Source organism: Streptococcus infantis (assembly GCF_047463275.1).
GTDB classification, from domain to species: domain Bacteria; phylum Bacillota; class Bacilli; order Lactobacillales; family Streptococcaceae; genus Streptococcus; species Streptococcus infantis_AF.
Genome location: NZ_JASHEE010000006.1, coordinates 32,309 through 45,514, shown reverse-complemented (window position 1 = coordinate 45,514; position 13,206 = coordinate 32,309). Strand labels below are relative to the sequence as shown.

The window sequence follows — 13,206 nt, the reverse complement described above, 5'->3', positions numbered from 1 at the left end:
TTATTATTTGAATTCGTGAATAATAACACCTTGAACGACGCGGTTTACTGTACCTGTAGGTGATGGTGTATCCGGTCTGTTTCCAACCTTAAGCGAAGTCAAAAGGGCAAAGAGTTGGGCATAAACGATGTAAGGGAAGACACGGTAAATATCGTTCAAGACACCGCCACAACCAAGTGCTACTTCTTTGACATTTTCAAGTCCAAAAGTTTGGTCACTCAAGAGAACAACGCGACGAGCAATTTTATCACCTGCAACTTCACGAACTAAGTCTAAGTCATACTGACGAGTATAATCTGTTGTAGAACCAAAGACTAAAACTACAGTATCTTCATTGATAAGAGATTTTGGACCATGACGGAAGCCGACTGGACTTTCATACATTGTCGCAACCTGACCAGCAGTCAATTCCAAAATTTTCAGTTGTGCCTCATGAGCAAGTCCGAAGAATGGACCTGCACCTAAGTAAATCACTCGGTTAAAGTCTAGGTCAACCAACTCTTTCACATCTACCACATTGTCAAGAACTTTACGACCAAGACTAGAAAGCACTTCAAAACGTTCAGCTTTAACAGCAAATTCAGTTGGATCGAAGACCAAAAGTGCTGTCAACATCATTGAAGTAAAGCTTGATGTCATAGCGAACCCAGCATCGTTAGAAGCTGCGGGTTGCAAGAGCAAGAGGTTGCGATCATCACCGTGGGCTTGAAGTGCTAATTCCCCTTCAGCCGCACATGTGATTGTTACTTGATAAAGCTCGTCAACTAAGGCTTTTGCCAAGTCAACGGTTGCTACACTCTCAGGTGAGTTTCCGCTGCGTGCGAATGATACCAAAACAGTTGCCACATCTTTTTTCAAATAGGTTTGTGGGGTTGCAACGATATCTGTTGTCGCAATAGCATTGAAATTCCATTTACGTTCGTCATAGACTTCCTTGAAGTATGGAACCAAGGTATCACCCACATAAGCTGAAGTCCCAGCACCAGTCAGGATAACCTTAATGTAGTCATGTTTATCAGCAATTCCTTGCAAAAAGGCTGCAATTTCATCACGGCGTGCTTGATAGGATTCAAAAGCTTCCTTCCAAACATCTGGTTGTTGGTAAATCTCGCGTGTGGTGATCTCTGCTCCCAACTTAAGCAAATCTTCTTTTGTATAATCTAGCATTGAAAACCTCTAATCTAATATTGTTTCATGATTGAAAACATGGGAATGGGAGTCGCTCCCATTCCCATGTATATTTTCTATAAGATGATTTAACATTTTAACGCAATCACATCTTATACTCAATGAAAATCAAAGAGCAAACTAGGAAGCTAGCCGAAGGCTGTACTCAAGTACGGCAAGGCGAAGCTGACGTGGTTTGAATTTGATTTTTGAAGAGTATTATTCATCTTCATCGTCGTCGAAGCTTGCCAATAAATCATTAACTTTCACAATGCTTTCTGAAGCACGACTCTTATAGTCCGCATCCATGCCTGTTAGGCTAGCATTGATAAATTCAATGACCATCGGAAGATTCATCCCTGCATACAGTTCAATGTCGCGACCTTCCATAATCAGACGGCTCACCACGTTACATGGTGTTCCACCAAGAAGATCTGCAAAGACTAGGAAATCATCTAAACCTTCAACAGCAGCTTCAAATTTAGCAGTAAATTCTTCTGGTCCATCTTCTGGAAGAAGAGCCACCGCATGAATGTTATCTTGTGGTCCCATAATCATTTCTGTGCTACCTTTAAGTTCTTCACAGAAACGACCGTGACTCACTAAAATCAATGATTTAGTCATAAATTATGCGCCCATTCCAAGCAAGAATTTTCCGATGAATGAAAGTCCAACTGCAAGAGCAATGATAATACCGATTGCTTTTGTAGAGTTCATACCTTTCTTACCAAGCAACCAGAAGATGAAGGCAGTGAAGATTGCTGGAAGCAAACGTGGGAAGATTGAGTTCAAGATGTCTTGGAAGTCAATCATTTTCTCACCGATTGGCAATTTGTAAGAAATTTCAAAGTTGATCATTGTTGCTACAAGAGCACCCATCATGAATACACCAAGTACAGATGCAGCTTCAATCAAAGCTGTCAAAGTACTTTGCATGTTGTTGATAAGGTTAACCCCTTCTTTGTATGCAAATTCCAACTGTTTCCAACGGAAGATGTCATACGCTACTGCAACTGCGATCCAAAGGAAGATACCCCAAGGTTGGCCGGCAATAGCCATTGTTGCAGCGATAGATCCCATGATAGCAGGTACAAGTGAACCAAAGATTGTATCTCCAAGAGGAGCGAATGGTCCCATCAAACCTGTCTTGATACCGTTAACCGCATCTTTTGAGTCAACGCCATCTTTTTCTTCCATAGCAAGGTCAAAACCAGCGATGATTGTGTGGAAGAATGGTGAAGTGTTGAAGAATTGAGTATGAACTTTCATCATTTCTTTCAACTCAGGAGTTCCATCTCCATACATTTTACGCAATTGTGGCAAGATCATGTAAAGGTAACCTGATGCTTGCATACGTTCGTAGTTCCATCCCAATTGGAAAGTGAACAAGCTACGTTTGTTAATTTGATTAAAATCTTCTTTTGTTAATTTGTAATTAGAATTCGTCATCTTCAATTTCCCCACTTTCTGACTGTGTAGAAGGTGCTGCTACAGCAACTTTCTGGCTGTTCTTGAAGTGAACAACTGCAAGGAAGATACCAATGATAGAGATACCGATCATAGACAATCCTTTGAAGTTGTTAGCAAAACCGATAGTTTGAGCAACTTCAGCAGGAAGAGTGCCAATGATACCAGCAACTGCTCCACCAAGACTTATTACGTTTGAGTAAAGAACAGTCAACATAGCTGTCAAACCAAATCCCATAGCAAGATAGTGAAGGTTACGTTTAACTGGAAGGTAACGAAGCAAGATAGCGAATCCAAGACCTGGAAGCATACGACCTGCAAGAGTCAAACCGTCTGCAACCCATTGGTATTCTTTAACAAGATTTACAACACCTGTAACGAATTCTCCACCGAAAGCAAGGGCGAAGAATACTGGAAGGGCACGAGATAGAGCCCATGGAAGCGCACCAAGAAGGTAGTTGCGTTCGATTCCTTTATAGTCAAAGCGTTCGATCGCAGCATCAATACGGTGAGCGAAGAATGTTGTAGTCATACGACCAAGTACGTCGAAGTAAGTCAAGAGTGCCGCTACTGGTACAGCGATTGTAGTGATCGCAAGGTCTGTTTCAATACCTTGTGCAACTGAGAAAGCTGTCGCAAGAACCGCACCAGAAGTTGCGTCGATACGAGAAGCACCACCGAAGGTACCTACCCCAAGTACGAACAACTGCAAGCTACCACCGATAAACAAACCAGTTGTCAAATCTCCCATGACTAAACCAGTAATGAAACCAGCAAATACAGGGGAACCTGCAGAAGAAACGATCGTCAACTCATCACAGATTTGATAAGCTGAGTACAAAGTGAGAAGTAAAATTTGCCACCATTGTATCATAACAATGACCTCCTAAAAATTTTTTCCTATTTTAATAAGCTCAAAAAGTCTGAAACTGGATCATTTGGAACCATTTGAGCAGTGAGTTTAACACCTTTTTCCGCTAATTTACGGAAATCTTCTACATCTTTATCTACTACGTTGATAGAACGAGTGATAGGACGTGTTTCTGGTGTTTGAGACATGTTGCCGACATTGACAGTTTCAAGTGGCACACCTGCTTCTACCAAACCGAGGAAACGGTCAGGTTTGCGTGCTACAATCAACAGACGTTGGCTATCGTATTTACCAGCAAGGATATTCGCTGCTGCTTTATCAACTGGCAAAATACTAAGTTTTACACCTGGTGGTGTTGCAAGTTTCAAGCCGCTTTTTTCAACGTCGTTGTTCACAACATCATTGTCAACGACCATGATACGTGAAACATTAAGTTTAGCAGACCAAAGGTTTGCTACTTGTCCGTGAATTAAGCGCCCATCGATACGGCATCCTACAATTGTCATAAGTTTTCCCCCTTTATAAGTTTTAGTGTAGGTTTACAAGTTAAATGTATGTGTTCCTTATACTCCCCTTCTGTTTCAAAGATAATGATGCGGTTGGCACCTTCTTTGAGATAGCTATGTGGAATATAAAGAGATAAGGTTGGACCGACATTCCAGAAACGACCTAGATGATGTCCGTTGATATAAGCAATCCCTTTACCAAACTCAGATAAGTCTAAGTAGGTATCCTTTGGCGCCTCAACTTTAAAGTCATAAGCGTAAAAGGTAGGTTGCCCTTCTGTCCATCCCTTAGAGAAATCAATATTCTCTGGGTTATCAAGAGGAAGTGGATATTGCTTCCAGTTGAGCAAGAAATGCAAATCTTTACAAACACCTGTGCGAATTCCTTTTCGCTGTGTATCTGCTAAGAATTTGTGCCCATAGTTGACACGCCCCATATTTTCAATAAGTATATCAATATTGGATAGCGTTTTCTTTTTACCTTGATAAAAGATATCTTCACCGATTTCTGTTTGGTACTGTGTTGCCACTCGTTTGCCATCGATAAAGAGTTGAGCTCTATCGCGTCCGTCAATGATTCGAATGCGTTCTTCATCCGCATCCCAACTTGCTTCCGTACGATAGAGTAGGTAGCCGTAACCTTGTCCTAGCTCTTCCATTTTCTTAGGGTAGAGACTTTCGATAGGACTTGTCAGGCTATCCAAGGTTTCGAAAAGAGAAACTTTCTCGACCAGTGGAATGTTTTCAACTTCCATACTCTCTTTGTAAAGCGGTTCAGATTGCGGATACTCAGGATAGTAAGTCGCCATCATTTCTTTCACTGCGAAATATTTAGCAGTTGGGTTTCCAGCTTCATCAAGAAGAGCGTCATAATCATAAGATGTTACTTGTGGTAAATCAATGGTTCCTCGAGCTGAACAACCATTCATAAAACCAAAGTTGGTTCCACCGTGGAACATGTAAAGGTTAATAGAGCCTTGCTCTAAAACCTCGTGGACAGCTTCTGCTAATTCCTCAGGTTCACGCTTAATGATTGGTTCTTTCCATCGATTGAACCAGCCATCCCAAAATTCCATACACATGAGCGGCCATTTCTTGCCGTGCTCATCAAAGAATTCTTGCATCTGTGAGAAATTATAAGCAGCCTTGGAACCAAAGTTCCCTGTCACAAAGAGATCATCCTCAATTAAGGTTCCAGCCTTAAGAGTTGCTCGCCATGGTCCATCTGATGTGAAAAGCGGACAAGTCACTGCTCGTTCTTCCATCAAACGTCGAATTTCCCTCAAGTAGGTCTTGTCCTCGCCATAGGATCCGTACTCATTTTCGACTTGCATCATGAGAATGTTTCCACCGTTTTCCAATAATCTCGGAACTAGACGTGGAAGCAACTGATCATAGTAGCGACCAACCGTGTCAATGAAAGCTGGGTCAGATGACCGTATTCTCATATCCTTGGTCAAGAGCCATGCTGGTAAACCACCGAATTCCCATTCTGCACAGATAAATGGAGAAGGACGTACAATTGCATATAAGCCCAAATCTTGTGCAGTTTGAAGAAATCTCTCTAAATCAAGATTGCCTTCAAAGTTAAAGTTACCTTCAGCAGGTTCATGCATGTTCCAAGCAACATAAGTCTCAACCGTATTGAAACCTAGTGCCTTGAGGTTATACAATGAATGATGCCAATCTTCCGCAGGAACTCTAAAATAGTGAATGGCGCCAGACAAAATCTTGAATGGTTTCCCATCCAGATAGAAATCATCTTTAATTTCAAATCTTGCCATTCTTCCTCCCCTAAAAGCGAAAAGTTTGCGCTTTCATGTATTGTTATATCAACTATAAACTAATTGGGGATTAATGTCAATACTTTTTGAAATTTTCTTTAAAATTTTTCTATTTTTTTACTGAATCTTTTCTAAAACTCTGCTCAAATCCTATAAAATCAACATTCTGAAAAACTAATGAAATTAAGGAGGAAAACACAAATTATTGATATCTATCCTAAATTCTTATTCCGATATTTTAATTTTTTTCTGTGCTTTTCTACTATTTTTTTCTATTTTATGTTAAAATGATAAGTGGAGAAGGAAAAAACGAGGTGAAAATATGGCAATTCCAAAGTATCAATACATTAAAGATGAATTGAAAAATAAGATCATTTCTGGTCAATTTGCTAGTGGAGATAAATTCTACACTGAAGCAGAATTGATTTCCATGTATGATGTTAGTTCAATCACAGTAGTCCGCGCCTTGAACGACCTTGCCAAAGACGGATATATCGTCCGCCAACAAGGTAAAGGAACTTTCGTAGCTCGTGCACGCAAACACAAACTCGTTGAATTTTCTGATGTGGAAATCTTCGAAACCAAAGATGATAAAGTAACTGTTCTTTCTATCGAACGTGGGAACGATCTTAAATATTTAGAAAAACTTGGCCTACGCGGCGATCAATTCTATTATAAGATTGAACGCGTTCGTGAAACAAATGGTGTTACCTATATCTATCACAATTCATACATTCCTGAACAATACATCAATGCCAACTATCCAAATCTTGAATACTATAGTTCTATCTATACTCGTTTCAAATTGGACTACCACATTCACATGAATGACGAGCATTTTGAAGAAATTAACGAAATTGTATTTCCGACTCCAAAACATGCCGCTTCTATTTTAGGAATCGACACTAAATTCCCAACTGTTTTCCAAACTAAGACAACTCAGCTTGAAGCAACTGGTCAAGTTTTGGAATACATCGAAACTTATAAACGTTCTGATTTCTACAAAATTAAATTCATTTCTTGTGACCGTGGTCACTAATTTATAAAAATCCTGAGGCAACTCTCTCAGGGTTTTTATATACCCATTATAGCATCAGCTCCCTTCCCCGAAAATAGCATTTCAAGCAATTCTATAATTAGTAACCTTTTTACTAAAAAATAGTCAAAACTTAAAAAATGTATCTTAATTTATAAATTATTCTATTTTTTATAGTAATTTCCTCAAAAACTTGACTTTATTTTAGTTAGAACATAAAATAGGATTAGTATGTGAAAACGCTATCAAAAAGTTCAAAAGGGAGGTTTTTTAATGAAACCAGAAAATAAACAGCGCTTCTCTATTCGTAAATATGCAATCGGAGCCGCTTCCGTATTGATCGGCTTTGCCTTTCAGGCGCAGGCTGTTGCTGCTGACGGAGTCGTACCTGCTCCAACAGAAAATCAGCCTGCTGTCCAAACTACTGGAGAAGTCACTCCACCAACGAGTGAAGAAAAACTCGAGACTGCTCCTTCAACAGAAAATGCTACTCCAGCAGCTCCAGTAGCAACTACTGAAGCTCCAAAAGTTGAAGTTGCTCCTGCACCTGCCGTAGCAGAACCAGTCACAGCAGAAGAAACTCTAGCTAAGGCAGAAATTACTGAGGAAGCTAAGAAGGTAGAATCTGAAAAAGAAAAAGAAGAAAACAAAGAAGTTGCTAAGGTCGAAGCACCCGCAGTCGCTACAGAACGAGCAGCTCAAGTAAATGAAAAACTGGCTAAAAAGAAAATTGTTTCTATCGATGCTGGACGTAAATACTTCTCTCCAGACCAACTGAAAGAAATCATCGACAAAGCCAAACACTATGGCTATACTGATCTTCACCTTTTAGTCGGAAATGATGGCTTGCGCTTCATGCTTGATGATATGTCTCTAACTGTAGGTGACAAAACTTACGCAAGCGATGATGTCAAACGTGCTGTTGAAAATGGAACCAATGCCTATTACAACGATCCAAATGGTAATCATTTATCCGAAAGTGAAATGACTGATTTAATTAGTTATGCTAAGGATAAAGGAATTGGACTTATCCCAACAGTCAATAGCCCAGGTCATATGGATGCTATCCTTAACGCCATGAAAGAACTTGGCATTGAAAAACCTAACTTCAACTACTTTGGAAAAGAATCAGAACGTACTGTTGACCTTGACAACGAAAAGGCCGTTGCCTTTACAAAAGCTTTGATTGATAAATACGCTGCTTACTTTGCTGGCAAGTCTGAAATCTTTAACATCGGTTTGGATGAGTATGCTAACGACGCTACAGATGCTAAGGGATGGAGCGTGCTTCAAGCCTATAAGTGGTATCCAGAAGATGGTTTTCCAGACAAGGGTTATGATAAATTCATCGCCTATGCTAATGACCTAGCTCGTATCGTCAAATCTCACGGTCTTAAACCAATGGCCTTCAATGACGGTATCTACTATAATAGCGATACTACTTTTGGTACCTTTGACAAAGATATCATCGTGTCTATGTGGACTGGTGGTTGGGGCGGTTACGATGTCGCTTCTTCTAAATTACTTGTTGAAAAAGGACACGAAATCCTCAACACTAATGATGCTTGGTACTATGTTCTCGGCCGTAATGCTGATGGACAGGGTTGGTACAACCTTGATCAAGGTTTGAATGGTATTAAGAGCACACCGATTACTTCTGTTCCAAAAACTGAAGGTGCCGATATCCCTATCATTGGTGGGATGGTAGCTGCTTGGGCTGATACTCCATCTGCCCGCTACTCTCCATCTCGCCTCTTCAAACTCATGCGTCAATTCGCGAACTCAAACGCTGAATACTTCGCCGCTGACTACGAGTCTGCTGAACAAGCTCTCAAAGAAGTGCCAACTGACCTTAGTCGCTATACTGCAGAAAGTATTGCTGCCGTTAAAGAAGCTGAAAAAGCCATTCGCTCTCTTGATAGCAACCTTAGTCGCGCTGAACAAGATAGCATTGACCAAGCGATTGCAAAACTCCAAGAGGCCGTTAGCAACTTGACCTTCACTCCAGAAGCTCAAAAAGAAGAAGATGCCAAACGTGAAGTTGAAAAACTTGAGAAAAATAAGGTTATCTCAATCGATGCTGGACGTAAATACTTCACTCTAGACCAACTCAAACGTATCGTAGATAAAGCCAGCGAACTTGGTTACTCTGATCTTCATCTCCTCCTTGGAAATGATGGACTTCGCTTCCTCTTGGATGACATGACGATCACTGCAAACGGCAAGACCTATGCAAGTGACGATGTAAAAAATGCCATCATTGAAGGAACAAAATCTTACTACGACGATCCAAATGGAACAACTTTGAACCAGGCTGAAATCACTGAGCTTATCCAATATGCTAAGGATAGAGGCATTGGAATCATCCCTGCTATCAACAGTCCTGGCCACATGGATGCTATGCTTGTCGCTATGGAAAAATTGGGCATTGCAAACCCTCAAGCTAACTTTGACAAGGTTTCAAAAACAACCATGGACCTTGAAAACGAAGAAGCAATGAACTTTACAAAAGCCCTTATCGGCAAATACATGGACTTCTTTGCAGGCAAGACTAAAATCTTTAACTATGGTACAGATGAGTATGCCAATGATGCTACTAATGCTCAAGGTTGGTACTACCTCAAGTGGTATGGACTCTATGGTAAGTTTGCAGATTATGCTAATAGTCTAGCTGCCATGGCTAAAGAAAAAGGTCTTCAACCAATGGCCTTTAACGATGGTTTCTACTATGAAGATAAGGACGATGTAGAGTTTGATAAAGATGTTATCATCTCTTACTGGTCTAAAGGTTGGTGGGGTTATAACCTTGCATCTCCTCAATATCTAGCAAGCAAGGGTTATAAGTTCCTTAACACGAATGGAGATTGGTACTATATCCTCGGTCAAAAACCTGAAGATGGTGGTGGTTTCCTCAAGAAAGCTATCGAAAACACTGAAAAAACTCCATTCAACCAGCTAGCTTCAACTAAATATCCTGAGGTTGATCTACCTACTGTTGGTAGTATGGTAGCTATCTGGGCAGATAGACCAAGCGCTGAGTACAAAGAAGAAGAAATCTTTGAGCTCATGACTGCATTTGCAGATCACAACAAAGACTACTTCCGTGCTGACTACAAGGCTCTTCGCGAAGAACTTGCTCAAATCCCTGAAAACTTAGAAGGATATAGCACAGAAAGTCTCGATGCTCTCAAGGCTGCTAAAGAAGCACTGAACTACAATCTCAACCGTAATAAACAAGCTGAGTTGAATACACTTGTAGCTAACCTCAAAGCAGCAAGACTCGGTCTCAAACCAGCTGCAACTCACTCAGGAAGCCTTGATGAGAGTGAAACTTCTGCTGCAGTTGAAAACCGACCAGAGCTTCTCACAAGAACGGAAGAAATCCCATTTGAGACTGTCAAGAAGGAAAATCCTAACCTTCCAGCAGGACAAGAAAAAGTTGTCACTGAAGGTGCCAAAGGCGAACGTACAATCTACGTCTCAGTTACTACTGAAAATGGTAAGGAAACTGAAACAGTTCTTGAAGAAAAAGTCACAAAAGAAGCTGTCAATCAAGTGGTTGAGGTCGGAACTCCAGTCACTCATGTAGGAGACGAAGAAGGAGTTGCTCCTGTTGCAGATGCCAAACCACGTGTTGTCATCGAGGACGAAGAAATTCCATTTACAACAATCACTCGTGAAACAAACCAACTGCCTAAAGGACAATCTCGTATCGTGACTGAAGGTGTGAACGGTCGTCGTACACATTTCTATTCTGTGACTACTGCTGCTGATGGTTCTGAAGTGAAAACTTTAATCAATACTGTTGTTGCTCAAGAACCTGTCACTCAAATCGTAGAAGTTGGGACTCCAGTCACTCATGTAGGAGACGAAGAAGGAGTTGCTCCTGTTGCAGATGCCAAACCACGTGTTGTCATCGAGGACGAAGAAATTCCATTCACTACTATCACTCGCGAAACAAACCAACTGCCTAAAGGACAATCTCGTATCGTGACTGAAGGTGTCAAGGGTCGTCGTAGTCATTTCTACTCTGTGTCTACTGCTGCTGACGGAAGCGAAGTGAAAACATTGGTTACTAGTGTTGTCGCTCAAGAACCAGTTACTCAAATCATCGAAGTCGGAACTCCTGTAACACATGTGGGAGATGAAAAAGGACTAGCTCCTGTTGCGGATGCCAAACCACGTGTTGTGATCGAGGACGAAGAAATTCCGTTTACAACTATCACTCGTGAAACGGATGCCTTACCTAAGGGAGAAACTCGTGTCGTAACTGAAGGTGTTAAGGGACGTCGTAGTCATTTCTATTCTGTGTCTACTGCTGCTGACGGAAGCGAAGTGAAAACATTGGTTACTAGTGTTGTCGCTCAAGAACCAGTTACTCAAATCATCGAAGTTGGGACTCCTGTAACACATGTGGGAGATGAAAAAGGACTAGCTCCTGTAGCGGAAGAAAAACCAGCACTAGAGATTCCAAATATACCGGCTCCTATTGCAGAAGAAAAACCAGCATTAGAGATTCCAAATGTGCCAGCTCCTGTTGCAGAAGAAAAACCAAAATTAGAAATTCCAAGTAAACCAGCTCCAGCAACTGTTCCTGCCGAGGAAAACAAAGTTCTTCCTCAAGCCCCAGCTCCTGTGGCAAAAGAAAATAAACTTCCTGAGACAGGAAGCCAAGGTTCAGAATGGTTGATTGCTACAGGTTTGATGGCTGCACTCACAGCTTATGGACTTAGCAAGAAAAAAGATTAAGCATAAATAAAAAGCGAGATACAATCTCGCTTTTTTATTTTATGATTAGTCACCCAAACCAATGCGTTCGAAAATTTCATCCACTCGTTTGGTGTAGTAAGTTGGGTTGAAGATTTCATCGATTTCTTCTTGGGTAAGGCGTGATGTTACTTCTGGATCTGCTTCGAGAAGTGGTTTGAAGTCAACTTGGTTATCCCATGATTGAGCCGTCTTTGGTTGAACAAGGTCGTAAGCTTGCTCACGGGTCATGCCTTTCTCAATCAAGGTCAACATGGCACGTTGGCTAAAGATAAGACCAAAAGTAGAGTTCATGTTGCGGATCATATTTTCTGGGAAGACTGTCAAGTTCTTGACGATATTTCCAAAACGGTTGAGCATGTAGTCGATCAAGATAGTTGTATCTGGTGTGATGATACGCTCAGCTGATGAGTGAGAGATATCACGTTCATGCCAGAGTGACACATTTTCATAAGCTGTTACCATGTGACCACGGATCACACGTGCAAGACCTGTCATGTTTTCAGAACCGATAGGGTTGCGTTTGTGAGGCATTGCTGAAGACCCTTTTTGACCTTTAGCAAAGAACTCTTCCACTTCGCGTTGCTCAGATTTTTGAAGACCACGGATCTCAGTTGCCATGCGCTCGATAGAAGTTGCGATACTAGCAAGAACCGCAAAGTACTCAGCGTGAAGGTCACGAGGAAGCACCTGTGTAGAGATTTCTTGGGCACGGATACCGAGTTTGTCGCAGACGTATTGCTCTACAAATGGTGGAATGTTGGCAAAGTTCCCAACCGCACCAGAGATTTTACCAGCTTCCACACCAGCAGCCGCATGCTCGAAACGCTCGATATTGCGCTTCATTTCGCTGTACCAAGTCGCCAATTTAAGACCAAAAGTTGTAGGCTCAGCGTGCACACCGTGGGTACGACCCATCATGATGGTGAACTTGTGCTCCTTAGCCTTGTCAGCGATAATGTTGGTGAAGTTTTCAAGATCCTTACGAATGATGTCGTTAGCCTGCTTGTAGAGGTAACCATAGGCAGTATCTACCACGTCAGTAGAAGTCAAACCATAGTGGACCCACTTGCGCTCTTCACCAAGAGTCTCAGAAACCGCACGTGTGAAAGCCACCACATCGTGGCGAGTCTCCTGCTCAATCTCCAAAATACGGTCGATATCAAAGTCCGCTTTTTCGCGAATCAAAGCCACATCTTCCTTAGGGATTTCTCCCAACTCAGCCCATGCCTCATCAGCCAAGATTTCCACCTCAAGCCAAGCACGGTATTTATTTTCTTCACTCCAAATGTTCGCCATTTCTGGGCGAGAGTAACGTTCGATCATGTTTAATTTTCCTTTCTTTTGATGTTCCACATCAGTTAGCAAGCGGCCATCACTTTACTCAAATTCTTCTTTCCCAATCCACAAAGATGGATAATGATCTAATGTATTCAAATCCGTATCCAGCGGGACATCATAGATAGCTAAATAGTTTTCAGGATATTGAGTAACCAGCTCTTCATACTTATCTGTCACTTTTTCGTGATTGCTACTAGCATACAAGACTTCGACGACTGCTCCAGTTTTCTCTTTTTCGATAAATGCGTTGACAATGAGTTGAATCAT

General features: G+C 41.4%; 10 protein-coding genes. 2 read left to right on the top strand and 8 right to left on the bottom strand.

Annotation, left to right across the window (positions count from 1 at the left end):
• Nucleotides 1-3 precede the first annotated feature (3 nt).
• The 6 genes from QM923_RS08865 to QM923_RS08840 form a co-directional block, all read right to left on the bottom strand.
• Nucleotides 4-1,167 carry an SIS domain-containing protein gene (locus tag QM923_RS08865; RefSeq protein ID WP_414291582.1) on the bottom strand — a complete coding sequence of 388 codons (1,164 nt, stop codon included), beginning with the start codon at nucleotides 1,165-1,167 and terminating at the stop codon, nucleotides 4-6.
• A gap of 219 nt (nucleotides 1,168-1,386) precedes the next feature.
• The gene (locus QM923_RS08860) at nucleotides 1,387-1,791 is read right to left on the bottom strand and encodes a PTS sugar transporter subunit IIA (RefSeq protein WP_000167445.1); all 405 of its coding nucleotides are present in this window, start codon (nucleotides 1,789-1,791) and stop codon (nucleotides 1,387-1,389) included.
• 3 nt (nucleotides 1,792-1,794) lie between these two features.
• Nucleotides 1,795-2,616: a PTS system mannose/fructose/sorbose family transporter subunit IID gene (locus QM923_RS08855; protein WP_373094633.1), complete on the bottom strand. Its 822-nt coding sequence runs from the start codon at nucleotides 2,614-2,616 to the stop codon at nucleotides 1,795-1,797.
• Nucleotides 2,603-3,508, bottom strand: a complete 906-nt coding sequence (locus QM923_RS08850; RefSeq protein WP_414291581.1) for a PTS mannose/fructose/sorbose/N-acetylgalactosamine transporter subunit IIC — start codon at nucleotides 3,506-3,508, stop codon at nucleotides 2,603-2,605. Before QM923_RS08850 ends, QM923_RS08855 begins: the two co-directional genes overlap by 14 nt.
• 26 nt (nucleotides 3,509-3,534) lie before the next feature.
• Entirely contained in the window at nucleotides 3,535-4,011 is a 477-nt protein-coding gene (locus QM923_RS08845) for a PTS sugar transporter subunit IIB (RefSeq protein ID WP_006155184.1), read from the bottom strand.
• Complete coding sequence (locus QM923_RS08840) at nucleotides 4,008-5,795, bottom strand: glycoside hydrolase family 35 protein (protein WP_414291580.1); 1,788 nt, start codon at nucleotides 5,793-5,795, stop codon at nucleotides 4,008-4,010. Before QM923_RS08840 ends, QM923_RS08845 begins: the two co-directional genes overlap by 4 nt.
• Before the next feature lie 322 nt (nucleotides 5,796-6,117).
• Here QM923_RS08840 and QM923_RS08835 point away from each other — a divergent pair, with 322 nt between their 5' ends.
• Nucleotides 6,118-6,834 carry a GntR family transcriptional regulator gene (locus QM923_RS08835; protein WP_006153065.1) on the top strand — a complete coding sequence of 239 codons (717 nt, stop codon included), beginning with the start codon at nucleotides 6,118-6,120 and terminating at the stop codon, nucleotides 6,832-6,834.
• A 270-nt stretch (nucleotides 6,835-7,104) separates the two neighbouring features.
• On the top strand, nucleotides 7,105-11,580 hold the full coding sequence (locus tag QM923_RS08830) for a G5 domain-containing protein (protein WP_414291579.1): 4,476 nt from the start codon (nucleotides 7,105-7,107) through the stop codon (nucleotides 11,578-11,580).
• Nucleotides 11,581-11,625: 45 nt separating this feature from the next.
• On the opposite strand, the gene purB is transcribed toward QM923_RS08830, so the two are convergent.
• Together purB and QM923_RS08820 are read right to left on the bottom strand one after the other, a co-directional pair.
• Nucleotides 11,626-12,924, bottom strand: coding sequence for an adenylosuccinate lyase (gene purB / locus QM923_RS08825; protein WP_414291578.1), 1,299 nt, complete (start codon nucleotides 12,922-12,924; stop codon nucleotides 11,626-11,628).
• 54 nt (nucleotides 12,925-12,978) lie between these two features.
• Nucleotides 12,979-13,206, bottom strand: a complete 228-nt coding sequence (locus QM923_RS08820; protein ID WP_414291577.1) for a phosphoribosylaminoimidazole carboxylase — start codon at nucleotides 13,204-13,206, stop codon at nucleotides 12,979-12,981.

What these genes read in the sequence shown, in the direction of transcription:
- QM923_RS08845 (WP_006155184.1), bottom strand. Translation starts at nt 4,011, where the DNA reads ATGACAATTGTAGGATGCCGTATCGATGGGCGCTTAATTCACGGACAA.
- QM923_RS08855 (WP_373094633.1), bottom strand. Translation starts at nt 2,616, where the DNA reads ATGACGAATTCTAATTACAAATTAACAAAAGAAGATTTTAATCAAATT.
- QM923_RS08865 (WP_414291582.1), bottom strand. Translation starts at nt 1,167, where the DNA reads ATGCTAGATTATACAAAAGAAGATTTGCTTAAGTTGGGAGCAGAGATC.
- QM923_RS08830 (WP_414291579.1), top strand. Translation starts at nt 7,105, where the DNA reads ATGAAACCAGAAAATAAACAGCGCTTCTCTATTCGTAAATATGCAATC.
- QM923_RS08835 (WP_006153065.1), top strand. Translation starts at nt 6,118, where the DNA reads ATGGCAATTCCAAAGTATCAATACATTAAAGATGAATTGAAAAATAAG.
- QM923_RS08820 (WP_414291577.1), bottom strand. Translation starts at nt 13,206, where the DNA reads ATGATTCAACTCATTGTCAACGCATTTATCGAAAAAGAGAAAACTGGA.
- QM923_RS08860 (WP_000167445.1), bottom strand. Translation starts at nt 1,791, where the DNA reads ATGACTAAATCATTGATTTTAGTGAGTCACGGTCGTTTCTGTGAAGAA.
- QM923_RS08840 (WP_414291580.1), bottom strand. Translation starts at nt 5,795, where the DNA reads ATGGCAAGATTTGAAATTAAAGATGATTTCTATCTGGATGGGAAACCA.
- purB (WP_414291578.1), bottom strand. Translation starts at nt 12,924, where the DNA reads ATGATCGAACGTTACTCTCGCCCAGAAATGGCGAACATTTGGAGTGAA.
- QM923_RS08850 (WP_414291581.1), bottom strand. Translation starts at nt 3,508, where the DNA reads ATGATACAATGGTGGCAAATTTTACTTCTCACTTTGTACTCAGCTTAT.